Raw genomic sequence first — 25,306 nt, 5'->3', positions numbered from 1 at the left:
AAAACAGACCGTATTTAACACTCCATTTACAGTTGATTTCAAACGCAGTGCAATTACCACTCACTAACTAAACCCATACAAGCTGGGCATAGCACACCATCTATTTACATCATTTCAAACAAGGATCACATTAGTTTTCACAATGGTGTTCCTCGTCACATTTTGAATGTATAATCGGCGCGCGAAGGCGCCAGATTGGATACAAAAATAAGACCAAACGCCTTTTAAACAGACCTTTTGTTCAAGCCAAAACTGTCCCTAATGTAGGTCCAGGTGGAAGTTACTACTATGTTCAAAGCAAGTGAAGTTCTGACTGGTCGTTATGACTCAGCTACCCTAGATGAGCTTTTTGAAGCGATCACCCACAACTATATTGTCGATGAAGAGCAATACCTCTCAGAACTGATCCAACTGGTGCCTTCCAGTGAAGCAGAGATCCAGCGCGTCACCCAGCGTGCTCACGACCTAGTCAGCAAGGTACGTCAATACGATAAAAAAGGCCTGATGGTCGGTATCGATGCCTTTTTGCAGCAATATAGCTTAGAGACTCAAGAAGGCATTATTTTGATGTGCCTCGCCGAAGCCTTGCTGCGCATCCCCGATGCCGAGACCGCCGACGCACTGATTGAAGACAAGCTCTCAGGGGCGAAATGGGACGAACACCTCAATAAGAGTGGCTCCACCTTAGTCAATGCCTCGACTTGGGGATTGATGCTAACGGGTAAAATCGTCAACCTAGATAAAGAGATTGATGGTAAGCCTAGTAGCCTACTCAACCGCTTAGTTAACCGTTTAGGCGAACCTGTGATCCGCCAAGCCATGCTGGCAGCGATGAAGATCATGGGCAAGCAATTTGTATTAGGTCGCACCGTTAAAGAAGCCCTAAAAAACAGTGTCGATAAACGTAAGCTAGGTTATACCCACAGCTACGACATGCTCGGCGAAGCGGCGCTCACCATGAAAGATGCGCAAAAATACTTCGACGATTATTCTAGTGCTATCGCCGCCTTGGGCGAGCAAGAGTACGATGAAAGCCAAGCGCCGCGTCCAACCATCTCTATTAAACTGTCAGCGCTGCATCCACGCTATGAAGTCGCTAACGAAGATCGCACACTCACCGAGCTGTACGACACCGTTATCAAATTAATCAAGCAAGCACGCGCCCTCAATATTGGCGTCTCTATCGATGCCGAAGAAGCCGACCGCTTAGAGCTGTCGCTCAAGCTGTTCCAAAAGCTGTATAACTCAGACGCCGCCAAAGGCTGGGGCCTGTTAGGCATAGTCGTGCAAGCCTATTCTAAACGCGCCCTGCCGGTACTGTGCTGGCTAACGCGCCTATCGAAAGATCAAGGCGATGAGATCCCACTGCGCTTAGTGAAAGGTGCTTACTGGGACAGCGAGCTAAAATGGGCACAAATGGCAGGTGAAGGCGGTTACCCACTCTACACCCGTAAGGCAGGCACCGATGTCTCTTACCTTGCCTGCGCCCGCTATTTGTTGTCAGATGCCACACGCGGCGCCATCTATCCGCAGTTTGCCAGCCACAATGCGCAAACTGTCGCGGCCATTGCCGATATGGCGGGCGATCGCCTCTATGAATTTCAACGTCTGCACGGCATGGGCGAAGAGTTGTATGACACCTTGCTGGCCGAAGCTGGCGTGAGCACAGTGCGTATCTATGCGCCCGTTGGTGCCCACAAAGATCTGCTACCTTACTTGGTGCGTCGCCTGCTAGAAAATGGCGCCAACACCTCGTTTGTGCATAAACTGGTGGACCCTAAAACCCCCATCGACTCTTTGGTTGTCCATCCTTTGACGACCCTACAAAACTACAACACCCTAGCCAATAATAAAATTGTTCAGCCAGCCGATATTTTTGGCGCCGAACGTAAAAACTCTAAGGGACTCAATATGAATATCATCTCGGAATCTGAGCCATTTTTCGCGGCGCTAGACACCTTTAAAGACAAGCGCTGGAGCGCGGGCCCGCTGGTCAATGGCGAAACCCTAACGGGTGACACCATAGAAGTGCTCAGCCCCTATGACACCACTCAGGTGGTCGGCACCGTCGCCTTTGCCGACAGCCACGCCATAGAACATGCGCTCGCCAGTGCCCACGGCGCCTTTGGTTCATGGTGTGCAACGCCCGTTGAAGTGCGCGCCAACGCGTTACAAAAGCTAGCGGATCTATTAGAAGAACACCGCGAAGAGTTGATTGTTTTATGTACCCGTGAAGCGGGTAAGAGCATTCAAGACGGTATCGATGAAGTGCGCGAAGCGGTCGATTTCTGTCGCTACTACGCGGTGCAAGCCAAGAAGATGATGGCCAAGCCTGAACTGCTGCCAGGCCCAACGGGTGAACTCAATGAGCTGTTCTTGCAAGGTCGCGGCGTCTTTGTGTGTATCAGCCCTTGGAACTTCCCGCTAGCCATCTTCTTAGGTCAAGTTGCCGCCGCGCTTGCTGCGGGTAACACTGTGGTGGCTAAGCCTGCCGAACAAACCTCAATTATCGGCTACCGCGCGGTGCAGCTGGCGCATCAAGCGGGGATCCCCAAAGAGGTGTTACAGTTCCTGCCTGGCACGGGTGCTAGCGTTGGCGCGACCATCACCGCCGATGAGCGCATAGGGGGCGTCTGCTTCACAGGCTCAACCGTCACGGCCAAGCGCATCAACCTAACCTTAGCCCAGCGCGAAGGGGCCATCATTCCGCTAATCGCCGAAACTGGTGGCCAAAATGCCATGGTAGTGGACTCAACCTCGCAGCCAGAGCAAGTGGTTAATGATGTGGTGTCATCTTCCTTTACCAGTGCAGGACAACGCTGCTCGGCGCTGCGAGTGCTGTTTTTACAAGAAGATATCGCCGATCGTGTTATTGATGTGCTCAAAGGGGCGATGAATGAGTTAACCATTGGCGATCCCAACTCGGTGAAGACAGATGTCGGGCCGGTGATCGATGCGACCGCCAAGGCCAACCTTAATGCCCATATCGATCACATTAAGCAAGTAGGCCGTTTGATTAACCAGCTTGAGTTACCATCTGGCACCGAAAATGGCCACTTTGTGGCGCCGATTGCGGTAGAAATTGACTCGATTAAAGTGTTAGAAAAAGAGCACTTTGGGCCTATCCTACATGTTATCCGCTATAAGGCTGCCGATTTACCTAAGGTTATTGATGAGATCAATTCAACCGGATTTGGTCTCACCCTGGGGATCCATAGCCGTAACGAAAGCCATGCCCTCGCCTTAGCCGACAAGGTTAATGTGGGTAATGTCTATATCAATCGCAACCAAATTGGCGCTGTCGTTGGCGTGCAGCCTTTTGGCGGACAAGGCCTGTCGGGCACAGGCCCTAAAGCCGGTGGCCCACACTACTTAACCCGTTTTGTGACCGAAAAGACCCGCACCAATAACATCACCGCCATCGGTGGCAATGCGACCCTCTTATCACTGGGCGATAGTGATGACTAATACCATTAGCGTATCCCATAGCGTAAGTAGGCAAATGAACAAGTAAGCCGATACCGTAAGGTGTCAGCGACGATAAATAAAAAGTCGATAAGTAAAAAGTCGATAAGTAAAAAGTCGATAAGTAAAAAGCCAGTTGCAATGCAACTGGCTTTTTACTGTCAGCTTAACGGCTCATCGCCGGCTTAAGCAAGCCTTGTTTACACTAAGCGCCGTTGTAAACTGGCATAGTATTCATCCTGTTGCAGCAGCATTTGATGGCTACCACTTTGGCGGATCGCCCCATTTTCCATCAGATGAATACAGTCCATCTGCGCCATCGCAGTTAGGCGGTGGCTTATCATCAACAAGGTTTTATCTTGAGCAAATTCAAATAACAGCGCCAAGATCTCACGTTCGGTGCGTTGATCTAACCCTTCGGTAGGCTCATCAAGCAGCAATAACGGCGCGTCACGCAATAGCGCTCTGGCAACCCCAATACGGCGCTGCTCCCCTCCAGACAACTGCCGTCCGCCTTCACCAATCCAAGTATCCAGTGGCTTATCACCTTGAGTTAAGGTACTTAAGCCCACTTTATTGAGCACCTCAACGAGCAGCTTATCATTGGCCGCCTGCGCCTCACGCCTGGCTGCACGGCTTAAGCCTTGTGTCTGGATCTCCGTTTGCGTATCGAGCTGGGCTAAGGTTAAGTTATCGCGCAGGGTTCCGGCAAACAGGTAGATACGCTGGCTCACCACAGTCATGCCTTGGCGCAGTTGTTTTTCGCTGTAGGCTGAAATAGGCACCCCATCGAGCATGATACTGCCCGCTTGCGGCTGCCACTGACGAGTGATTAATGACAACAAACTCGACTTGCCACAACCAGTTTGCCCCAGCAGCGCCACCTTGTCGCCAGCCTGCAGGGTTAGATCAACTCCTTTGAGTACTGGTTTATCTGCCGTATAGGCAAAATCGACCTGCTGCAAGCTTAACGCGCCGTGGGTGACTCTATGCTCTGCCTGCTCATCGAAGATGATGCTAGGCGATTGCAGCGCCACCTCATTGACTCGCTCGGCGGCCATCACACACGCAGACAGGTGCTGAAACGCTGCCGCTAGCGGCATCAACATCTCGATACAAGCCAGTGTCATAAAGACTACTAGCGCCAGCATGGGCCCAGGTGGCAGATGTTCACCCACCCCATCGGCCGCCATATATAGCAGCAGTACCACGGCAAGCCCATGACACAAGACCAACGCCGCTTGGCTCAGCGCAGTGACATTGGCCATCGCCGCTTGGCTGGCAAACAACTTTGTCTGCGCCCTATCAAGCTCAGCGCGAAACCGAGGTAGCGCACCAAATAGGGTTAACTCGGCCTGACCTTGCACATATTCGAGCATTAATACTCTAAAGTCGCGTTTTGCCTCAAGCTGGGCGATGCCCGGGCGATGGCCTAAGGCATAAAAGATCAACGGCAATAAACACCATAAGGCCAATAACACGCCGCACAGGGTGAGCGCTAAGGTGGCATCAAACCAGCCCAAAAACAGGTATAAGGCGCCAATCATCAACAGCGAGGCGGCCATGGGAGTGATTAAGCGTAAATAGAGATGATCGAGCGTATCAATGTCTGACACTAAACGATTCAGCAGATCGCCACCGCGCACCGCCTGAAGATCGCTCGCGCTCAGCGGCATCAACTTGCGCCATGCCCAGCACCTAAGCTCGGTCAGTAATTTAAAGGTGGCCTCATGGGTGGCAAGGCGCTCACCATAGCGACTGGCGGTGCGGGCGATGGATAAAAATCGCACGCCACCTGCGGGGGTAAAATAGTTAAACGCCTGTGCGGTCGCCACAGTGAGTCCTGCAACCGCCGTGGCCGAGAGAAACCAGCCCGACAGCGATAACAAGCCAATGCCAGCCATCAAGGTGGTGATACTTAACAACAGGCCAACGCCCATCATCAGCCATTGGCGTTTAAACAGCCTTAAAAACGGCAACAGTTGGCTTATCCCTTTACGTTTCATGACAATGCCTCGCTTAAAGCCTGCTCATGGCACAGCTCCCGAAATAGCCCCTGCTGGCTTACCAAGGTCTGATAATCGCCCTGCTGCACAATGCGCCCCTTGTCTAACACCACTATCTTGTCCATCTGCTGCAGAGAATCTAGACGATGAGTCACCATCAAGGCGCTCGCGCCTGCCATCGCCTCATCCAGTGCCGCTAATACCGCTTGCTCACTGTGACTGTCTAAACTGGCGGTAGGCTCATCAAGCAACAAAAGCTGCGCCTCTTGCCCCAGCGCACGAGCAAGGCACAAGCGTTGAGCTTGCCCCACCGATACCCCGGCACTCTGCTCCCCTATGGGATGGGCTAACCCGAGCGGCTGCGCGTCGACAAACTCTCTCACCTGCGCCTTGTCCAAAAGCGCCAGTACGCAGGCGTCGCTCATCTCGATATTACTCATCGCCACGTTATCGCGCACCGTGCCATGAAACAGCTGCGGCTCTTGCCCCAGCCAGGCCAAATGGCGGCGATAACTGACTCTGTCGAGTGTATTCAGCTCGATGCCATTGACCAACACCGACCCTTCATAGGGTAAAAAGCCGAGCAACATATTGAGTAAACTGCTTTTGCCTGCCCCGCTAGGCCCCACCAACGCCATACGTTGCCCAGCCGCTAACATCACACTCAGCGGCCCGGCCAACACTTGGCCATCGAGGCTACGCACGGTCACATCTTGCAGCACAATACTCAGCGGCTGATGAGAGGCAAACGGCACCCCCTGATTGCCGCCACTATGGTTATCGCCGTTATCGCCACTATTGTTATCGCCACAGCCACTCTCGGGATGATTAAGCAAGGCCATTAACGCTTCTGCCGCGCCGATGGCCTGCGCCTTAGCGTGATAATGCGTGCCCATGTCCCGCAGCGGTTGATAAAACTCGGGGGCCAAGATCAGCACAAATAAACCGGTAAACAGGGTAAGGCCAGCGCCATAATGACCAAAATCGAGATGGTCAAGAAAGCTAAAACCAAAATACACCGCCAATACCGCAATCGACACTGCAGCGAAAAACTCCAGCACGGCTGAGCTTAAAAAGGCCATACGCAGCACCGCCATAGTGCGGCTGCGAAACTCTTCGGAGGCGGTTTCAATCGCTTTGATCTCACGCTCGCCACGATAAAACAGCTTAATGGTGCTCATGCCTTTAAGGCGGTCCATAAAGTGGCCACTTAAACGCGACAAGGCGGTGAAGTTTTTACGGTTGGCATCGGCAGCGCCCATGCCCACTAAGATCATAAATAGCGGAATTAACGGGGCCGTTGCCAGCAAGATGATGCCCGCGGCCCAGTTTATCGGCAACACCACCGCCAAAATGGTCAGCGGGATAAAGCCCGCCAGCAGCATCTGTGGCAGGTATTTGGCGTAAAAGTCATGCAGATCTTCAACCTGCTCTAATACAATGCTGGCCCAGCTACCCGCCGGCTTACCTTTTATAAACACAGGCCCCAGTTGGGTTAACTTATCCAGCACCGCTTTACGGATCTGCCCGCGCAGCAAACAGCCCGCTTTAAAGCTTACGCGCTCGCGGCCATAGGCCAATAATGCCCTAAGCGCTATGATGCCGATGAGGAGATAAAAATGGTTGATGAAATCGGTTTTGGGCTGCGACTCGATAATCATGCCATGCAACATGGTGGCCAGCAGATAGGCTTGTACCACTAAGGCTAGGCCCGTCAATACGCCAAACAACACAGTGAGGTTAAGGTAGATGCCACAGGCTGATTTTTGCTGTTTCAACCAACGGGAAAGCACTTTTTCTAAGCTTTTGTCCATGGGGCTCCGACGACATTGAGGCGAGGGTAACGGCGTATATTGCCAATCCATGAAGTATCGCAGGCAATGGGAGCTTAATAAACAGGGGCGAGCGTAAATGTTAGGCGCTTCACAAAAATTGAGCTAGATCAAAAAAGCCAGCACTTATGGCTGGCTTTTAGGGCGATATATCAATAACAAGCTTTAATCTTGCTTGATATAGATCTCGTCGTCATCTTCATCTGCATCGGCATCTGGATGCGCGTCACGCCACTCTTGCGCTGCCGCTTCTTTTGCCGCTAACGCTTCGGTACGCTCTTCACGCTGCTTAGCGCGGCGCTGATTGCGTACCATTAGGTTTTCAACGATCTGTTGCAGTGCGGCATTGCCCCACTCTGTCGCTTCCGCTTCGGTTGCAAAGCCAGCTTTTGACTTAGAAACCACGGTTTTACGCGCAGTCATACGACGAGTGACTTGTGCACTCCAGCCTTTTTCGGTTTCAACAACACGAAGGGCATACTTTTTATCTTTTAACATGATTCAGTCCTAACATAAGTAAAGGCATAGATCTTCGAGTGTCTAAATATCTACCACCGGTTGGGCGAGGCCCGCGATGGGTTTTGCCCGAAAGGCGGCTATTGTAGTCTCCTTTGCACAAAACTCAATCATGAGCGAGTGAATAATACTAATCAATTTAACTAAGGGGTCAATTTTAATAACCCAAAAAGTACTAACACAAGGCAAGTATAAGCCTAAGTTATTATTAAAGTTATGTTTAATGACATACTGCCCCTCATTTTTAGCGACGCTAAGCCCAGCTAAATATATCGCCTAACGGCCTAGTCATCTACAGCCGACGCTCGATATTACAGGTGCCTTAACGACCCCTTAACCACACAAGGTGTCTTACGTACCACTTAAACGCTATACTTCCACCCAGCCATTGATAGCCCATGGCTCCCATGCCTGCACATTTATTCGCCATGTTTTAGCGAATAATTAGCGATTTTTCAGTAAATCCTGTAAGATGCACGCCCGCCAGCGTACCTGGCACCTGAATTTTGCTGCCCATGCAGCCCCAAGAGACCCATCTATGAGTTTTACCTCCCTAGGTTTATCCGCCCCTATCTTAAAAGCTGTAGCCAACAAAGGTTATGAAACACCCTCTCCAATTCAAGCGCAGGCGATTCCAGCCGTGTTAGAAGGTAAGGATGTAATGGCGGCGGCACAAACCGGCACGGGCAAAACCGCAGGCTTTACCCTGCCACTACTCGAATTGCTAAGCAAAGGAGAACGTGCTCGCGCCAAACAAGTGCGTGCACTGGTGTTAACCCCAACTCGAGAGCTGGCTGCACAGATAGCAGAAAGCGTCACTACTTACGGCAAATATTTACCCCTGCGTAGCGCCGTAGTATTTGGCGGCGTCGGCATTGGCCCGCAAATCAGCCAAATTAATCGTGGCGTCGATATTTTAGTGGCCACCCCAGGGCGTTTACTCGACCTTTATAACCAACGCGCCGTTAGCTTTAACCAGCTAGAAGTGTTAGTGCTCGATGAAGCCGACCGCATGCTGGATATGGGCTTTATCCACGACATCAAAAAAATCTTGGCCGTATTACCCGCCAAGCGTCAAAACCTGATGTTTTCGGCCACCTTTTCCGATGAGATCCGCACCCTAGCCAAAGGCTTGGTTAACAATCCGGTCGAGATCTCAGTAACGCCGCGTAACACCACCGCCAATACGGTAGAGCAGTTAATTTGCCCAGTAGACAAGACGCAAAAGTCGGCTGCACTGGTGCAATTAATTAAGCAACATGATTGGCAACAAGTATTGGTCTTTAGCCGCACCAAGCATGGCGCAAACCGCCTCGCTAAGAGCTTAGATGCCAAAGGCATCACAGCTGCGGCCATTCATGGTAATAAGAGCCAAGGCGCGCGCACCAAGGCGCTGGCTAACTTTAAAAGTGGCGAAGTCCGCGTATTGGTTGCGACCGATATTGCCGCTCGTGGCCTCGATATCGATCAACTACCACAAGTGGTCAACTTTGACTTGCCGAACGTGCCAGAGGATTACGTACATCGTATCGGTCGTACTGGTCGCGCCGGCGCCGCGGGTAAAGCGATTTCACTGGTGAGCAGCGAAGAGAGCAAATTGCTGGCCGATATCGAGCGCTTGATCGGTAAAACCCTGCCGCGCACCGAAGTGGCAGGCTTTGAGTCGACTCATAAGCTGCCAGAAACAGACTTAACACCTAAGCGTCATGGACAAAACCGTGGCCCACGTAATGCTAAGCCCAGCGGCAATCGCCCAGCGCGTAATAGCGGCGGTCACAACCGCAATGACGATAAGCCGCAAGGCAACCGCGAAGGCCAAGGACAAAGCAAAAGTCCTTACCAAGGCAAGAGCGAACACCGAGACGGTAACGCCCCGAGTCGTCGCCGTACGCGTCGCCCAAGTGCCGCGCAAACCGCTAAGTAACGCTTATCGGTAAGTCGTAACCACACTATGGTCAGTAGCAATACTGGCCATTTTTTTATCTCGCAATTTCCTACCCTAGGAATTATTCGCCCTAGGTGTTACCCGGTCTAGGGATTAGGGATTAGGGATGAAGCCTACGAATATAGCGATTGGCTGGCCAACGGGGAATGTGTCGATACCTCTGAGGCACGGTGAGTGTGGCCTTACGTTTACCCGACTTAGGTATTTAAAGGGGTTGTTTTAACCATAACCTCATGGTTTATCAATTGCTTGCAGCAGGCCTTTCGTGCAGGTACTTCTGTGACACGCCGCAAGTACAATCCCTGTAGGCTCTGCCGTGACATCCATGTCACGGAAGGTCACAGCCGCATCTACACCCGAGTTCTTAATCTCTTCGATTTAGCCGTAATTGGTATCCACAGAACCGTAAAAAGCAAAATTATGTTTGGACAAAAGGTTGTGGGACTTCGAATGAAGGTGTTGGCATTTTTGGATTTTGCATTTGGCTGAGTTGGTTTTTATTGATTGATGGTAGCGTTAACCTTCATCATTTTGAATTGCTTGCCGCAGGCCTTTTGTGCAGGTGCTTCTGTGACACGCCGCAAGTACAATCCCTGTAGGCTCTGCCGTGACATCCATGTCACGGAAGGTCACAGCCGCACCTACACCCGAGTTCTTAATCTCTTCGATTTGATCTTACTAGTGTCACTCGGACAATCAAAAGCTAACTCGGTTTTGGACATTTCCGTGTTAGAACTTTAGCTCTATATATGTGAGTTTCAGATTAATATTTCTATGGGCTAACGCCCCATTAAGAGGCAAAAAACAGCTTGCTATAATGCCTGAGGAACGAAGGACAGCAAGCTGTTTTTTGTCCTTTTGAATGGCTTGTTAGGCTTACAATAACGCCTGCTCTATTTTACTTTCAATAGAGATTAGATGTTCGTTTGCAGCCTTGGACATATTAAATATAAATGATTTACCTTTCTTTTCCGTTTTTTCTTTATCAGCTATATGTTCTTTAAAAATTTTTTTACTTCATCTGAACCAAAAGTGAATATTTTTGATGTAACTGTACTTGGGTAGCTATTATTGATAACAGCCTCAGGTAGAGCTGTATTTATTTCTAAGTAAATTTTTTCTAAACGATCATGTTTAAGCCGAAAATGCTCAATAAGCTTTTCTTTTTTCCATCGTGAATTATTTAAAATTAAAGTTACTATAGGGACAATGCTCGCAATCCCTGCACCTAAAAATACACTCCATAAATTACTCATATACTTTCCTGTAAGCCTAACAGCTTATTAGCGCTACCTTGTAAGGTAGGAGGCCAAGCATGTATAGACACACTAGTAAGACTCAAAAAAATTATCGTAAATCATACAGTAAAGTAAATTCTACTTCAGCACAATACGAACAAGGTGATGTATCTGTGCAATGTATTCCTGAGCTTCGAAGAGTGATTGAAATTACAGATTACGACAATGGAGTGCCAACTACGCACACGTTAGAGTTATATAAAACCAATCGTATTGACTGCTACAGAGTAATAGTCGATGGCAAGCTTTGGAAAGAACGTATTGGGTGGAGCAACATTCTTGAAGGCATTAGAAAAGCGCTACCAAGATTATCTAGAGAATGGTAAGCCTCTAGAACAGTAGACACTGTTCTAGAATTACTAAAATTAGGTCAACAGTCCAATACAAAGCAGAGCAGAGCCAGTTCAGCCATGCGAAACAAGGAATGGGGCAAAAGCTTCTTAGCCTTTAACTCACTAGTCGTATCAAATGAAGTCCAATCGAAGAAGCGTTAGAGATAGGTGTAAGCGCGGTTTTGGCCCTTGGCGGCATGGATGCCGCCGTGGAGCGTATAGGGATATATTCACAGCGAGCCAAAAGAGCGCTTGCACATAAAGCCTGCGGCAGGCTATTAATTGCCATGAAGGTGCGTCTTCATAGCACATCAATAAATGAAAATACAGCCAGCCGCTACTCAAGCAAATGTCATTGTTCTTCATTTCAAGACCACCAAACTTTGGGGCAAAACCTGGTTAGCTTTTGAACCAGCAACTCACATCAAATACGGCTAAATCGAAGAGGCGTTAGATATAAGTGTAAGCGCGGTTTTGGCCTTCGAAATCATGGCCAAAAATATTCCCAACATTTTTCGGCATCCATACCTCTTTCGTTCGTAAGCACGAAGCTACGCTTCACTCACCGAGCCAAAAGAGCGCTTGCACATTAGCTCACCGCAGGTGATAGGTTGCCATGAAGGTACGCCTTCAACCCTCTTAACCAATAGCAATTCGGCCAAACACTAAATAAGAAACACAACAAACAAAAAAGGAGCTGACGTTAGTCAGCTCCTTTTCACATTAGCGCGATAAGTTAGCGCAGTTCCCAAGCGCGATAGCTCTTACCTTTAAGCTTGCCCTTGGTTATCTTGTTAAGGGCTTTATTGAGCACTTTGCGATCGACAGCAACATATGAGCGAAACTCGGTGATCTTAATCTTGCCCACTTCGGTGCCTTCGATGCCGTTGTCACCTGTGAGGCAACCTAAGATGTCGCCTGGACGAATTTTGTTTTTCTTACCGCCATCAATTTGAATAGTGACCATGCGTGGTTGGGGTGGGTAAGTGTCGAGCAGGCTTTCGCTTGGCAAGGCTTCGCCCAGAATGTCACGGCCAATTTCATCTTCAAGCAGTGCAATTTTGTAACCGTCTTCATGGTTAAAGAAGGTGTGCGCCGCCCCTTTGCTGCCCGCGCGGCCAGTACGGCCAATACGGTGAATGTGCACTTCGGTGTCGTAAGCAACATGGTAGTTAACCACCATATCGAGCGCATCGATATCGAGCCCGCGTGCGGCCACATCGGTAGCCACCATCACGCTGGCACTCTTGTTGGCAAATCGCAGTAACATCTGGTCGCGATCGCGCTGCTCTAAGTCGCCGTGCAGCGCCACAACGCTAAAGCCATCGTTAGCCAATTTCGCGGCCACATCTTTGGTTTCGCGTTTGGTATTACAAAACACCACGGCACTTTCTGGCTTGTGATGCAGTAGCAGCAGGCGCAGGGCTTTCATGCGATCGTTATTGTTACCGCACTCATAAAAATGCTGGTCAATGGTGTCACCGTCGTGCTTGCCTTCAACCTTGATCATCACAGGGTTGACCAAAAACTGCTCGCTGATGGTTTGAATTTGCTCTGGGAAAGTGGCGCTAAACAGCAAGGTTTGACGCTCACGCGGCACGGCGAGCATGATGGCGTCGAGCTCTTTTTGAAACCCCATCTCTAACATGCGATCGGCTTCATCAAGCACTAACATGTTGACGTTTTCAAGATCTAAACGACCGCGATCGAGATGATCGATAATACGACCCGGCGTCCCCACAATAATATGGGCACCATGTTCAAGCGAGCCAATTTGTGGCCCCATAGGCACGCCGCCACACAAGGTTAAAATTTTAATATTGTGGATGCCACGGGCCAGCGTTCGCAGATCGGCCGCCACTTGGTCGGCCAGCTCGCGGGTGGGGCACATCACCAAAGCTTGAATGCGAAAACGTTTCACATCCAATTTATTGAGTAATCCTAAGCCAAAGGCGGCGGTTTTCCCTGAGCCAGTTTTGCCTTGGCCAATCACATCTTCGCCGTTTAAGATGGCTGGCAAGCTTTTGGCTTGAATGGGGGTCATAGACTCAAAACCTATGGTGGTTAGGGTCTCAAGCAGTTCAGGTTTTAATGCCAGGCTGTTAAAAGCAGTTGCGGTGTTGTTGTCGGCTTGACTCACGGTATTTTCCTAGTCGGACAGCTGGGCTTGGCCGAGTATTAATCGCGCGTGCACAGCTAATCGAATTTAAAGCATGTCGATAGGCAAACCCAACACCCTCATATTACCGAATGCGTTAAGCCCTGCCCTGTATTGGCGGCGATTATAGCAATGTTTTAATCAAAGTGCGTTAGGCAAGTGTGGTTAAAAGGGTTTATCACTAAAAAGCCCCGACGCCGCGTGAATATTTACCTACGCGGCGCAGGGGCTTGAGATAACAGCTGTTAAGATAGCGGTTAAAAGAGTCGCGAGTTAAGCGGTGGCCAGCTCGGCCTCAGCTGTCACTTTTGCGTCCATGCGTTTAATCGCAGCGCCATAAATAATTAACGAGATTGCCGACACGCTGGCAATACCGGCAAACACGTACCAGATGTAATGGGCATGGGATGAGGCTTCAACCCAGGCAGCATGGTCACTAAAGGTGCGCGGATCGGGGCAGTAAGCCTCGAGTAAATATCCTGACAAACCAAAACCCAACAATGAGCTAATAAACGAATGCAGATGCGAGAAGCCTAAGTACAAGCCCTCTTCGCCCTTAGGTGCTTGCAGTGAAAAGTACTCCAAGAAACGCGGCGAAATAAAGCACTCCGCTAAGCCTTGAAACACAATGCCGATGATCATCATCGCCGCAATAGGATGCATGCCTAAAATGGTGTCAGTACCGGCAAACATATTGCCCGAGGCCATGAGTAGCGCCGATACAGGCATGATAAACATGCCTATGGTCATCGAAGAAAGTGCGCTGCGTTTTGCCATTAGCGTGGTCACTAGGCTCACACACAGAAACACCACCAGCGGATTAACGTTCGCATACCAAGAAGGGGAAGATCCTTCGCCCGCCATGCGCAGCACATATTTTGGCATGGTGGCATACAGCTGATGTTGCACCATCCAAAAACCAGAGATAATCACGGTAAGCGAAATCAAACGGCCATTAGACAGCACTTTCGTTAATGCTTGCCAAATTTGTCCCAGGCTCTTACCCGAGCGATTGTTATCTGTGCTCTTAAAGAACAGCAAAATGCTGATAAACGCCAGTAGCGTCATGCTAGCGGCAAAATAGTTGAGGTTAATTAATCCCAGATCGCCCATCGACTCGCGCAGCGGTTTAACCACAGTTTTACCGGAAAAAGCGCCGATATTAACCATCATATAAAAGATAGAAAAGCCCTTAGCGCGGGTCGCTGTGGTGGTCGATAGCGCAACCGTGCCGGTGATCACCGCCTTGATGAAGGAGCCACCAATCATGATGACGATTAAGATAGGGATGATCGCCCAGCGAATATCGGCTTCTCTCAAGCCATGGTAGACAGTGTCTTTACCGTATTCCACCAGCCCTTGGTTTTCTATTAGCATGGGGAAAATCGCTAATGAGGCATAACCTATGGTCAATAGACCAAACGCCAGCAACAAGGCGCCCCTAAAGCCTATCTTATCGGCTAAGGCACCGCTGAAGGTGGGTAAAAAGTAGAGACCCGCCGAGAAGGAGCCTGCCAACCACGCCGCTTCTACGTCGCTAAAGCCCAAGATACGAGACAAATACAAGGTGATGACGATAAACACGCCATAATAGGCGGCGCGTTCGAGCAGTTCGACGCCATTGGCGACCCAAAACATACGCGGAAAAGCCGTCTTAGTGTGAGTCGACGCAGCCGACTCGGTGGCTTTGGATGTAACTTTATTATTCATTTGATGTGATCCAAAAATAAAAAAAACACAACAAACTACCCCGCCGCGTACAACAAGGCAACACTTGCAACCTAAATGCCCCCCCATTTTATCAAGGTTGCGATACACACCACAGGCTCACCCCTCGCTTATGGGTTAAACCACTTGGCTCAGTGTCTGCGAGTGAGTCACTGTGGTTAATGAGCAATAGCTAAAAAGCAGTGGCGGAGCGAAGTAGCATTGGCGAAATAACATTGGCTAAATGGCAATGGCTAATATGACTATGACGAAACAACTAGGGATAAAAGATAGGGCATGCGCTAGCGATAACAGTCACATCACCAAGACGCGCAGCTTGAGGCGAAGTCAATTAAGGTTAAGTTAATTGTGGCTAAGTTAATTAAGCCTAAGTTATCGGCAAGCTTCCATTTAGCATCGCATCGCCGGTTATAAATCGGTATCCTAGGCGGCAAGATTTATCAGCCAGTAATTAACAACCCAATGACACAAGCCAATATCAGCAAAAGCCAACTTATCGAACAACTTGAACAATGGAAAAATCAGCAGATTTCAACTGAGCAGCTGCAAGACTGGATGGTGACTCACTATGATCCCGACGAAGTCACCATCGGCCTAGGTGAGTGCGAATGGACGGTCGAGGCGATGAACATAGTGATGAACGAATATGAAATCGCCAAGCTCGATAAGTGTCGCCAAGAGCAGGCGCAACTGGCTATCGATTTTATCAACAGCGATGAAGCACGCTTTAACCAGACGCGTCATCTGTTTTTATATGAAGGCTTTAAGGATTAAGCGTCAGATACAGTGCTAGGTGCCAGCGCCTAGCAGCACCTAGCTTAAGCTGTTTAAGGGCTTAAGTTATTTAAGGCTTAAACACCCCAATAACACCACCTGTCGCCTTAGCGGCAACCTCGGCTTCGGCTTGTTGCTCACGGTAATCACACTCGATGCACTCTACCGTTTCAACTCCTTGCTCTTTAAACAGTACGATACTGTCTACCGCTTTACACTTGGGGCACTTCGCGCCGGCGACAAAACGTTTCTTTACTCTGACTTTACTCACGTTGCGATTAACCTGTAGTCTGTAAATTAGCAATTCAATGGCGGCATTTTGCCATAAGCCAATCAAAAAGACTTCCATTAGTTAGAAATTGTTATTGCGAAACGGTGGCTAAAATAGGCGATTTTACGCTATTATCCTCAGCCAATTATCTCCATGCAGTATCAAGTCGACCTTAATGATCACCATTACTCAAGCACAACTTATTCGTGGTTCAAAAACCCTATTAGACGAAGCGTCACTGACCATCTATCCCGGCCATAAAGTCGGCTTAGTGGGCGCTAATGGCACGGGTAAGTCATCCTTGTTAGCGCTGATCCTCGGTCATTTAAGCTTAGATAAAGGCGAGTTTAGCCTTCCTAGTGGCTGGCAAATTGCCTCGGTGGCGCAGGAGACACCCGCGTTAGGTGTCAGCGCATTAGAATATGTGATTGACGGTGATAAAGAATATCGACAATTAGAGCAGGCACTGCATCAAGCCCAGCAAGATAACGACGGTAATGCCATTGCCTTGCTGCACGGCAAACTCGATGCCATCGGCGGCTATACCATTCAATCGCGCGCCGCCAGCTTATTGGCTGGCCTTGGCTTTGCCGAAGCCGATCAGCAAAATCCGGTTAAAAGTTTCTCGGGTGGTTGGCGCATGCGACTCAACTTGGCCCAAGCGCTACTGTGTCGCTCGGATCTGTTGCTGCTCGATGAACCCACCAACCACTTAGACTTAGACACCATGTATTGGCTTGAGGGGTGGATTAAGTCCTACCAAGGCACCTTGATTCTGATCAGTCACGACAGGGACTTTATCGACGCCATTGTGGATGAAATTGTCCATGTCGAACACCACAAACTCAACTATTACAAAGGCAATTACAGCGCCTTTGAACGCATTCGCGCCGAGCGGATGGCGCAGCAACAGGTGGCGTATGAGCGCCAACAAAAAGAGCGCTCGCACATGCAGTCGTTTGTTGACCGTTTTCGCTATAAGGCCAGTAAGGCTAAGCAGGCCCAGAGCCGCTTAAAGGCGCTCGAACGCATGGCTGAACTGCTGCCATCTAAAGCCGACAGCCCATTTTATATGGAGTTTAAAGCCCCCGACGCCCTGCCCAATCCTTTGGTGAAAATGGAGCAAGTCTCTGTAGGTTATGGCGATAAGGTGATTTTAAACCATGTTCACCTTAACTTGGTGCCCGGTGCGCGTATCGGCCTGCTCGGACGTAACGGCGCGGGTAAATCCACCCTGATAAAGTTATTGTCGGGCCAACTGCAACCGCTAAGCGGCATCTATGAAACCAACCCAGGACTTAACATAGGTTACTTTGCCCAGCATCAACTGGAGTTTTTACGCTTAGATGACTCACCGCTGCAACATTTAATGCGCCTTGCCCCCAACCATCGCGAGCAAGAGCTGCGTGATTTTCTGGGCGGATACGGCTTTAACGGTGACATGGCATTATCGCCAGTGCGGCCTTTTTCGGGTGGTGAAAAAGCCCGCTTGGTGTTAGCGCTCTTGGTATGGCAACGCCCTAACCTGCTGCTACTCGATGAGCCCACCAACCACTTAGATCTTGAGATGCGTCATGCGCTCACCATGGCACTGCAATCTTTCGAAGGGGCGATGATTATCGTCTCTCACGATAGGCACTTATTGCGCCTCAGTTGCAGCGACTACTACTTGGTGGATCAAGGTGAAGTGCGTAGCTTCGATGGCGATCTCGATGATTATCACCAATGGTTGCTCGATGCGGCCAAGAGCGATAATCACAACGAAGGCGTGAGCGAAGCTTCGCCTGCACAAGATAAAAAACTGCAAAAGCGCCTCGAAGCTGAGTTAAGACAAAAACTGTCGCCGCTGAAGAAAGTACAAACCAAACTGGAAAAACAGCAGCAAGAGTGCAGCGAACGCCTAAGCGAATTAGAAAACATGCTGGCCGACACCAGCCTGTATGATGCCGATAACAAGGCCAAGCTGACGGCGGTATTGAGCGAGCGAACCGAGCTGACCCAAGCATTGGAAGAGAGCGAAATGGAGTGGCTGGAACTGCAAGAACAGATTGAAGCGATGGAACAAAGCGTAACCGCACAAATCACCTAACTACAATCACTTAGCCATAACCACTTAACTATAGCCACTTAACTACAGTCATCCAACTCCCTTGAGGCGGTTTATTCGCCTCAAGGCAGATTGCATCTAAGGCTAATGTTGGCGCTGAAGGCTTTCGCCAGCCACCAGCACGCACAAGTACTCAGCCAAAACTGGGGTAGTTCACGCTCGCTTATAACACCTGTTCATCGTAATCAAGTAGCACAAGGATCTGTCACCATGACGTGTTTAACCCAACTTCCCCCATCGCTTTGGCAAGACTGCGACTTACTCTATGCCCAGCAGCAGGCTGAGTACCTCAAGCTACAGGATGAACACGGGGTAAATGTTAACCTAGCGCTGTTGGCAACGTGGCTCGACAGCCATGACTACCTTATGCCTACTCAAAGCTGGCAACACCTCACCACACAGATAGCAAGCGTTGAGCTCAACTTGCTCCAGCCCTATCGTCACCTGCGAAAACTCAGTAAAGGCCATCTCGCCCCCGATGAGTATCAGCAGATGTTGACGGCGGAACTGATGTTAGAGCGCAAGGTGCAAAAATTGATTTTGCACACCCCAAGCTTACTGCAATCCTCACCCCATGCCGATAACCTAGCCCGCTATTTGAGCCTGTTCGATATGGATATTGGCGAGCACTTGGCGCGCATATCCAACAGGTAACTTATCTCTGCGGCATTGACGCTCAGCCATCGGGCGTTGATATGCCAGAGGTTAACCGCTGCGCTAACGCGGTGGCATTTTTAGCCGTAATCGCATAAATCGACAGTTGAGGATTGGCCCCTAAACTGGTGGGAAAGATTGAACCATCCATCACCGACAAGTTATCGAAATAGTGCGATTGCCCCTGACTATTGACCATCGCCATTGCCGGGTCCTCACCCATTGGACAACCGCCCATGACATGCGCCGACGCGACGATGGTTTTCAGTGGTGCTAAGGGCATCTCGGCAATCGCTTGTTTCGCCTCGGCCCAGCTCGACAACAGCCCCATACCCTCACTCATGGGCAGCACTTGCTTTGCGCCCGCCGCAAATTGCAGCTCTGCCATGCTGGCAAAGGCACGCCGCGCTGCCCCCCAAAACGCCTCGTTAAGCGGATAATCGAGATTAAAGCCATTATCGGTTAGCTGCACTTGGCCCCCCTGACTGTCATGATGATAACCATCGCGCACCAGCGCTATGGTCACCTGCAGTTGATTAAACTCGGCCATTAACTGCGCATGACTCTGGCCATATCCTAAGGTTTTAGAAGCAATTAACACCGGGTGGATCGGCGGTACCTCAAGCTTATAACCTAGCTCGCCTGAAGCGCCATTTTGCCACACAAATTGGTCAGAATAGATAGATTGCGGCGCGCCGCTGTGGCCATTAATCGCATCGTTAAACAGTGCACCACTGAGTAAGGTGGGATGTAAAAAGGTGCGTTTGCCGATGAGTTGATAAGGATCGGGCAGTTTTGAGCGCAGCATCAAGGTTGGGGTATGTATGGCACCGGCGCTTAAAATATAATGCTTGGCCTTAAACAGTACTTCGACCCCCGTCGGCGTGAGGGTGTCATTCAGCGCCTGCGCTTTTAAGGCAAATACTTGCTGCTTGTGGTGCTCAATTTTAGTCACTTTCACTCGACTGACTAACGTCGCCCCTTGGGATAGCGCCGCCGGAATGGTGGTCACTAACATCGACTGCTTGGCATTGACTGGGCAGCCCATGCCGCAATAACCTGTGTTCCAGCAGCCCGCCACGTTACGCTTGATCACTGTGTGCTGCCAGCCTAGGGCTTCACAGCCGCGCTTGAGCGCCAGGTTATTGTTATTAGGCTCAATAGCCCACTCACTGATATTGAGTCGCTGCTCCATCTGCTCAAACCAAGGCGCTAGAGTCTCGCTTGTCAGGCCGCTCACCGATTTTTCAGCAGCCCAAAAGCGCAGGGCCTCGTCAGGGGTACGAATCGATGTGGTCCAGTTGATGGTGGTTGAGCCACCTACGGCGCGCCCCTGAAAAATGCCTATCGCCTTATCTTTGGTTTTCATCGAGGCCGCTTGTTGGTACAAGTTAGGATAGGCACGGCGCTCTTCCATATTGAAACTCTCTGAGGACTTGAGCGGCCCCGCCTCGATGATGATCACCGATAAACCGGCTTGGGTAAGGATCTCCGCCGATACACCGCCACCAGCGCCGCTGCCCACAATCACGACATCGGCTTCTAACGTGGTGGGCGCGTCAAGATGGCTGCCATCGATGTGATGCCATCCGCTTGCTAAGCCTTCTACTATGGGGTCTGGTATCGCCAATGTCTGGCCTCCGTACTAATGCTGCTGTAACCCTTGTTTAAGGGTGGATTATGGTATCAATACGCAGCGAACGGTTATCGTTAGCCACATGAGTGAGCCCGGAGGTTTAGCCAAACAAGGCAGGTTTTTGGTAATTCAGCCGCGACCAATGCTCTGGGCAAGCGTAATAACTGGCCATTATCAACTCCCTTAAACCTTGATATGCGGTGATCATCATATCTAAATAACTGTTTCGCCAACTTTCTAACATGGCAATCAGTTGCGCTGGGCTACGCAGTAACAGTGGCGTCATGCTCCCGGTGAGCAACAACATGCCAAGTCGCGATTCCAGCAGATTCAGTAACTGCTCTAGCTCGGCTTGCGCATCAATAGGCAGCAGTGCCATAGTGTCGCTAATAGCATCTAGAGTGCGATTTTGCGCGGCAATTCGCAGCGAATCAGTTTGCGGCAGTGCGCCATCTAATACCACTGGCAGCAGCAAACTGAACAACAGGCGGTGGTGACGGTCGAGTGCTTTATTGACTTGCACATAAGGCGGGCGATAAAGAGTGACACCTAAAGCCAACGCCCCAGTGCCTACGAGCGCCGTAGCCAAAAAGGTTCGTCTGTTCATGTTCTCTCTCCTGCATTGCCCTAATCGACCTGTAGAGGCTTAAATTCGGCACCACTTTCTGTGGTACACTTATCGACACTTACAATAATTAAACACATGTTTTAATATTCAGCAACAGCCAATGATGACGCAACCACAATTTTCTCCCCCTTGGTGGGCTAAAAACCCACATATTCAGACGATATTACCGGTGCTGACAAAAGTGGATGGCCCTGCGCTAACACGCCAACGCCTCGAACTCGATGATGGTGACTTTATCGATGTTGATTTTTTAGGTGAGCCCAAGGCTAATCAAGCCATTGTGGTCTTGGTGCATGGCTTAGAAGGCAGCGCCGATTCCCACTATATCAGGCGCCTACTTAACCGCTTGGCCAGTATGCAGGTATGCGCCGTGGTGCATCATCATCGCAGCTGCTCTGGGGTGAGTAATCGCTTGGCCCGCAGTTATCACAGCGGCGATACCCAAGATTTACAGGCCACCCTTAGCATGCTTAAGCAGCATTATCCCACCAGCCCCTTATTGGCCGTCGGCTATAGCTTAGGGGGCAATGTGCTGGCAAAATATTTGGGGGAACGTGCCGATAACAGCTTAATTGAACGGGGGATTATCGTCTCGGCGCCACTGCAATTGGGCGCTTGCGCCACTAGGCTGAAAAGCGGTTTTTCAAAAGTGTATCAAACTTACCTTATTAAACAGTTACAGCAAAAAGTGCGTGAAAAACTCGATATGCCCTCCTTGCAGGGCCAGATGCCAGTGTCCCATGCCGATATTGCACTTTTAACGACCTTCCATCTGTTTGACGATCGGGTTACCGCCCCCTTACACGGCTTTAGCGGCGTAGCCGATTATTATCAACGCGCCAGCGGCCTGGCCTATCTGAGTAAAATTACCAAGCCGACACTGGTGATCCACGCTAAAGACGATCCCTTTATGAATGATGAGGTGATCCCCAATGCCTGTGAGCTGGCGAGCGCGGTGCAGTATGAGCTGCATCATAATGGCGGCCATGTGGGCTTTATCGACGGCGGTACGCCACTAAAACCGCAATATTATTTAGAAAAACGTATCACCCATTTTCTGTTCGACATAGGACAATAAACCATGTTGGTGCCTTACTCTGCGTTACAACAACTGCCCAGTGATACATTGGATAACTTAATCAAAGAATTTTTATTCACTCAGATGGAAGATGGCAGTTTTGCTGCCCTCGATGACGCGGCAATGTCTACGGCGATACGTCAATGCCAGCAGGCACTAGCGCGCAATGAACTGGTCGTCGAGTACAGTGAAGAGGATGAATCGATTGCGATTCGTCACAAAGACAATACCTTAGCCAAATCAACAGAAGATTGACCTGCACAGGGTCTGTACCGTATAACTATTGCTTCACTGCTGCTTAGCAGACCGTGACTACTTCAGCGTTTTTAGGTAAATAAATGTCAGCCAAACACCCGATAATTGCCGTGACGGGCTCCTCTGGAGCCGGCACCACCACGACCACGACTGCGTTCAGCCATATATTCCGCCAACTGGGGATCAACGCGGCGGTGATCGAGGGAGACAGCTTTCATCACTATACCCGTCCCGAGATGGAACTGAAGATCCGCCAATCGCAACACGACAGCAAAAATATCAGCTATTTTGGCCCAGAAGCCAATGACTTTAAGAAACTAGAGCAGTGTTTTCGAGATTATGGCGCAACGGGCCAAGGCGAGACCCGCTCCTACCTACACACTTTTGATGAGGCAGTGCCTTTTAATCAGATGCCCGGCACCTTTACCCAGTGGCGACCGCTACCCGACAACACCGACATGCTCTATTACGAAGGGTTACACGGTGGGGTGGTCACCGATGAGTGCAATGTGGCGCAACATGTGGATCTGCTAATCGGCATGGTCCCCATTGTTAATTTAGAGTGGATCCAGAAGATCATTCGCGATACCTCTGAACGTGGCCATAGCCGCGAGAAAGTGATGGGCTCAATTGTGCGCAGCATGGACGATTATATTAACCATATGACGCCCCAGTTCTCACGCACCCATATTAACTTTCAGCGCGTGCCCACCGTCGATACCTCTAATCCTTTTAGCGCCAAAACCATCCCCAGCTTAGATGAAAGTTTTGTGGTGATCCGCTTTCGCGGTATCAACAACGTCGACTTTCCCTATTACCTTAAGATGATCGATGGTTCATTTATGTCTCGTATCAATACCTTGGTAGTGCCTGGCGGTAAAATGTCACTGGCGATGGAGCTGATTTTGAATCCGCTTATCCGCGATCTACAAGAAAAAAGACAACAGCTACTCGATTTAGATAATGAATAATGGCGTAGCTTAAGCTTCGTTTAAGTCAGTCCACGTAGAATCTCACTCATCGGGATTTCAGGCGAAAGACTGATAGTTAGTATACTCTTGGGAGTGAATTCCCCCATCTTGATCTGTTTGCTTCCTTGAGTATGCTAGCGCACCATCCCCCACTGTAAGCTGTTGCTCACGATACCTTAGTACACCATTCTTCAGTAAGTACGGCTTGTCATTTATGCTGTAACCCAACCCATTTGTATCCACACCAGCCTATTTATATCCACATAAGTGCTCACTACATCGGCTCGTGAATACCTGCCTATTATTGAATTCGGTTTTTAATACCCTGGGGATTGCTGCCGTCATTTAGACTCAAAAGTAACAATTCGGCTTGAGCTCAAGCAATACGCCGCTTCGCCTTGTTTAATATGCGCTGCAGCGGATGCACTTGCGCATATTTGCAAGCGGCAGCCAAGCTCACTGCAGACTATAAGGGTAAAGCTTCGCGGTAAGGTTTTTGCTGCTGATAATGCTGCAAGCGCAACTGAAACTCATCAAAACGATGTTGGTCTGCCATCTGTTTAAGCGCATGTATAGCTTGTTGCTGGATATTAACCGCAGCATTAAAGTCACCCATTTCGGCGTACGCCGCCGCAAGGTTATCTAAATGAGTCGGATCTTGGTTATTGGCAGCAACTAGACCCTTAGCGATAGCCATCGCCTTATCACCGTTACGATGTTCAGATTCGGGACATGTGGATAATATCCACGCCGCATTGCCCAGCGCCACGTTATCACCCACGGCAAGAAAGTAATCGACCGCCTTACCGCAATTACGTACTACGCCATGACCACCTGATGCATAAATAAAGCCTAAACGAAATTTAGCCCGTGTATCGCCTTGAGCCGCTAATTGTTGATACCAGCGTTCGGCTTGGGCTAAATCTTTATCGATAAGCTTACCATCGAAGGAGAGATCGGCAATGGTTTGTGCCGCTTTGAGGTGGCCTTGCTCTGCGGCGCGAATGATCCATTGTTGCCCTAGAGAGGCATCTTGTGAGACAAAACGTCCCGATACATACATCAAACCCAACAAGTATTGGGCTTCGGAGTCGCCTTGAACCGCTTTGAGTTGGATATGAGCCAACTTACTCGCCGCTTGCGCTTGCGCCGTGGCTGGAATCGAAAATGCGAACGCCCCATGGCTTACCGCGCTGCCAAACAATAAACTGGCGGTTATCATCCACGTATTGATCTTCATGGTTCACTTCTCCCAAATCAAACAACTCAATTGGCCAACCAAACCGACCGTTAAAGCAATAAACGTTCACTGATAAGACAAATACAGCAACCCATAAAACCTAGTGGCGTAACCAGCCATCGGCACTGGGTGCCATACCGAAATCGCTAGGGACGTTAACTAGAGGCATTAAAAAGCCTACTAACACCAACAGCGACATAGACCGATAACGTTAACAATAATCGCCACGCTAAGTCGAGATAAATCGTCGCATAGGCAACGCTCTTTAAACAAAATTGACAATAGCGCCTAACCAACGCTATCTAAGCGTAAATAACGGCATAGAGAATCGGCTCAAGCAGTTGGTGTGATGCATACAGCATTGTTAGGCAAATAGCGTCGACTTAACACGGTAATAGTTGACATATATTAC

19 protein-coding genes are annotated in these 25,306 nt (G+C 49.7%); 9 read left to right on the top strand and 10 right to left on the bottom strand.

Annotated features, from left to right (window positions below; genetic code table 11):
- Window positions 1–288 precede the first annotated feature (288 nt).
- The gene (gene putA, locus AC5YBX_RS03190) at window positions 289–3,468 is read left to right on the top strand and encodes a bifunctional proline dehydrogenase/L-glutamate gamma-semialdehyde dehydrogenase PutA (RefSeq protein WP_494524351.1); all 3,180 of its coding nucleotides are present in this window, start codon (window positions 289–291) and stop codon (window positions 3,466–3,468) included.
- A gap of 197 nt (window positions 3,469–3,665) precedes the next feature.
- Here putA and cydC read toward each other — a convergent pair whose 3' ends face one another.
- From cydC to AC5YBX_RS03175, 3 genes are all read right to left on the bottom strand, one after another.
- Window positions 3,666–5,456 (bottom strand): heme ABC transporter ATP-binding protein/permease CydC, encoded by a 1,791-nt coding sequence (cydC, locus tag AC5YBX_RS03185; RefSeq protein WP_494524789.1) that lies wholly within the window; start codon window positions 5,454–5,456, stop codon window positions 3,666–3,668.
- An 11-nt stretch (window positions 5,457–5,467) separates the two neighbouring features.
- Window positions 5,468–7,285: a heme ABC transporter permease/ATP-binding protein CydD gene (cydD, locus tag AC5YBX_RS03180; protein WP_494524350.1), complete on the bottom strand. Its 1,818-nt coding sequence runs from the start codon at window positions 7,283–7,285 to the stop codon at window positions 5,468–5,470.
- 183 nt (window positions 7,286–7,468) lie between these two features.
- Window positions 7,469–7,801, bottom strand: coding sequence for a DUF3622 domain-containing protein (locus tag AC5YBX_RS03175; RefSeq protein WP_475515888.1), 333 nt, complete (start codon window positions 7,799–7,801; stop codon window positions 7,469–7,471).
- 556 nt (window positions 7,802–8,357) lie between these two features.
- Here AC5YBX_RS03175 and AC5YBX_RS03170 point away from each other — a divergent pair.
- Window positions 8,358–9,743: a DEAD/DEAH box helicase gene (locus AC5YBX_RS03170; RefSeq protein ID WP_494520026.1), complete on the top strand. Its 1,386-nt coding sequence runs from the start codon at window positions 8,358–8,360 to the stop codon at window positions 9,741–9,743.
- A gap of 1,010 nt (window positions 9,744–10,753) precedes the next feature.
- On the opposite strand, the gene AC5YBX_RS03165 is transcribed toward AC5YBX_RS03170, so the two are convergent.
- Window positions 10,754–11,020 (bottom strand): hypothetical protein, encoded by a 267-nt coding sequence (locus AC5YBX_RS03165; RefSeq protein ID WP_494524349.1) that lies wholly within the window; start codon window positions 11,018–11,020, stop codon window positions 10,754–10,756.
- 59 nt (window positions 11,021–11,079) lie between these two features.
- On the opposite strand from AC5YBX_RS03165, the gene AC5YBX_RS03160 reads away from it, so the two are divergent.
- The gene (locus AC5YBX_RS03160; RefSeq protein ID WP_115407322.1) at window positions 11,080–11,388 is read left to right on the top strand and encodes a hypothetical protein; all 309 of its coding nucleotides are present in this window, start codon (window positions 11,080–11,082) and stop codon (window positions 11,386–11,388) included.
- A gap of 742 nt (window positions 11,389–12,130) precedes the next feature.
- On the opposite strand, the gene dbpA is transcribed toward AC5YBX_RS03160, so the two are convergent.
- Window positions 12,131–13,534: an ATP-dependent RNA helicase DbpA gene (gene dbpA, locus AC5YBX_RS03155; protein ID WP_494520029.1), complete on the bottom strand. Its 1,404-nt coding sequence runs from the start codon at window positions 13,532–13,534 to the stop codon at window positions 12,131–12,133.
- A 291-nt stretch (window positions 13,535–13,825) separates the two neighbouring features.
- Window positions 13,826–15,262, bottom strand: a complete 1,437-nt coding sequence (locus AC5YBX_RS03150; RefSeq protein ID WP_494520030.1) for an MFS transporter — start codon at window positions 15,260–15,262, stop codon at window positions 13,826–13,828.
- A gap of 480 nt (window positions 15,263–15,742) precedes the next feature.
- Between AC5YBX_RS03150 and AC5YBX_RS03145 the strand changes: the two genes are divergently transcribed.
- The gene (locus AC5YBX_RS03145) at window positions 15,743–16,054 is read left to right on the top strand and encodes a hypothetical protein (protein ID WP_119977604.1); all 312 of its coding nucleotides are present in this window, start codon (window positions 15,743–15,745) and stop codon (window positions 16,052–16,054) included.
- A gap of 70 nt (window positions 16,055–16,124) precedes the next feature.
- On the opposite strand, the gene AC5YBX_RS03140 is transcribed toward AC5YBX_RS03145, so the two are convergent.
- On the bottom strand, window positions 16,125–16,325 hold the full coding sequence (locus tag AC5YBX_RS03140; RefSeq protein ID WP_494521663.1) for a YheV family putative zinc ribbon protein: 201 nt from the start codon (window positions 16,323–16,325) through the stop codon (window positions 16,125–16,127).
- 175 nt (window positions 16,326–16,500) lie between these two features.
- Here AC5YBX_RS03140 and AC5YBX_RS03135 point away from each other — a divergent pair, with 175 nt between their 5' ends.
- Both AC5YBX_RS03135 and AC5YBX_RS03130 read left to right on the top strand, forming a co-directional pair.
- Entirely contained in the window at window positions 16,501–18,414 is a 1,914-nt protein-coding gene (locus AC5YBX_RS03135) for an ABC transporter ATP-binding protein (protein WP_494520031.1), read from the top strand.
- A gap of 228 nt (window positions 18,415–18,642) precedes the next feature.
- Window positions 18,643–19,086 carry a TIGR02444 family protein gene (locus AC5YBX_RS03130; RefSeq protein WP_494520032.1) on the top strand — a complete coding sequence of 148 codons (444 nt, stop codon included), beginning with the start codon at window positions 18,643–18,645 and terminating at the stop codon, window positions 19,084–19,086.
- A gap of 22 nt (window positions 19,087–19,108) precedes the next feature.
- On the opposite strand, the gene AC5YBX_RS03125 is transcribed toward AC5YBX_RS03130, so the two are convergent.
- Both AC5YBX_RS03125 and AC5YBX_RS03120 read right to left on the bottom strand, forming a co-directional pair.
- Window positions 19,109–20,716: a GMC family oxidoreductase gene (locus tag AC5YBX_RS03125; RefSeq protein WP_494520033.1), complete on the bottom strand. Its 1,608-nt coding sequence runs from the start codon at window positions 20,714–20,716 to the stop codon at window positions 19,109–19,111.
- A 106-nt stretch (window positions 20,717–20,822) separates the two neighbouring features.
- On the bottom strand, window positions 20,823–21,329 hold the full coding sequence (locus tag AC5YBX_RS03120) for a twin-arginine translocation signal domain-containing protein (RefSeq protein WP_494520034.1): 507 nt from the start codon (window positions 21,327–21,329) through the stop codon (window positions 20,823–20,825).
- A gap of 124 nt (window positions 21,330–21,453) precedes the next feature.
- Here AC5YBX_RS03120 and AC5YBX_RS03115 point away from each other — a divergent pair, with 124 nt between their 5' ends.
- From AC5YBX_RS03115 to AC5YBX_RS03105, 3 genes are all read left to right on the top strand, one after another.
- Window positions 21,454–22,428, top strand: coding sequence for a hydrolase (locus AC5YBX_RS03115; RefSeq protein WP_494521664.1), 975 nt, complete (start codon window positions 21,454–21,456; stop codon window positions 22,426–22,428).
- A 3-nt stretch (window positions 22,429–22,431) separates the two neighbouring features.
- Window positions 22,432–22,683, top strand: a complete 252-nt coding sequence (locus AC5YBX_RS03110; RefSeq protein ID WP_494520035.1) for a YheU family protein — start codon at window positions 22,432–22,434, stop codon at window positions 22,681–22,683.
- A gap of 83 nt (window positions 22,684–22,766) precedes the next feature.
- The gene (locus tag AC5YBX_RS03105; protein WP_494520036.1) at window positions 22,767–23,654 is read left to right on the top strand and encodes a phosphoribulokinase; all 888 of its coding nucleotides are present in this window, start codon (window positions 22,767–22,769) and stop codon (window positions 23,652–23,654) included.
- 466 nt (window positions 23,655–24,120) lie between these two features.
- Here the strand turns inward: AC5YBX_RS03105 and AC5YBX_RS03100 are convergent, their stop codons facing one another.
- The gene (locus AC5YBX_RS03100; RefSeq protein ID WP_494520037.1) at window positions 24,121–24,894 is read right to left on the bottom strand and encodes an SEL1-like repeat protein; all 774 of its coding nucleotides are present in this window, start codon (window positions 24,892–24,894) and stop codon (window positions 24,121–24,123) included.
- Between the last annotated feature and the right edge of the window lie 412 nt (window positions 24,895–25,306).

The organism is Shewanella sp. 492 (assembly GCF_059338445.1).
Note: the sequence above shows the minus strand (reverse complement) of the source record. Positions and strands in the feature narration are given on the sequence as shown.

Coding starts and splice junctions, on each gene's coding strand:
- putA (WP_494524351.1), top strand. CDS start 289: ATGTTCAAAGCAAGTGAAGTTCTGACTGGTCGTTATGACTCAGCTACC.
- cydD (WP_494524350.1), bottom strand. CDS start 7,285: ATGGACAAAAGCTTAGAAAAAGTGCTTTCCCGTTGGTTGAAACAGCAA.
- AC5YBX_RS03175 (WP_475515888.1), bottom strand. CDS start 7,801: ATGTTAAAAGATAAAAAGTATGCCCTTCGTGTTGTTGAAACCGAAAAA.
- AC5YBX_RS03170 (WP_494520026.1), top strand. CDS start 8,358: ATGAGTTTTACCTCCCTAGGTTTATCCGCCCCTATCTTAAAAGCTGTA.
- AC5YBX_RS03165 (WP_494524349.1), bottom strand. CDS start 11,020: ATGAGTAATTTATGGAGTGTATTTTTAGGTGCAGGGATTGCGAGCATT.
- AC5YBX_RS03160 (WP_115407322.1), top strand. CDS start 11,080: ATGTATAGACACACTAGTAAGACTCAAAAAAATTATCGTAAATCATAC.
- AC5YBX_RS03150 (WP_494520030.1), bottom strand. CDS start 15,262: ATGAATAATAAAGTTACATCCAAAGCCACCGAGTCGGCTGCGTCGACT.
- AC5YBX_RS03145 (WP_119977604.1), top strand. CDS start 15,743: ATGACACAAGCCAATATCAGCAAAAGCCAACTTATCGAACAACTTGAA.
- AC5YBX_RS03135 (WP_494520031.1), top strand. CDS start 16,501: ATGATCACCATTACTCAAGCACAACTTATTCGTGGTTCAAAAACCCTA.
- AC5YBX_RS03130 (WP_494520032.1), top strand. CDS start 18,643: ATGACGTGTTTAACCCAACTTCCCCCATCGCTTTGGCAAGACTGCGAC.
- AC5YBX_RS03120 (WP_494520034.1), bottom strand. CDS start 21,329: ATGAACAGACGAACCTTTTTGGCTACGGCGCTCGTAGGCACTGGGGCG.
- AC5YBX_RS03115 (WP_494521664.1), top strand. CDS start 21,454: ATGACGCAACCACAATTTTCTCCCCCTTGGTGGGCTAAAAACCCACAT.
- AC5YBX_RS03110 (WP_494520035.1), top strand. CDS start 22,432: ATGTTGGTGCCTTACTCTGCGTTACAACAACTGCCCAGTGATACATTG.
- AC5YBX_RS03105 (WP_494520036.1), top strand. CDS start 22,767: ATGTCAGCCAAACACCCGATAATTGCCGTGACGGGCTCCTCTGGAGCC.
- AC5YBX_RS03100 (WP_494520037.1), bottom strand. CDS start 24,894: ATGAAGATCAATACGTGGATGATAACCGCCAGTTTATTGTTTGGCAGC.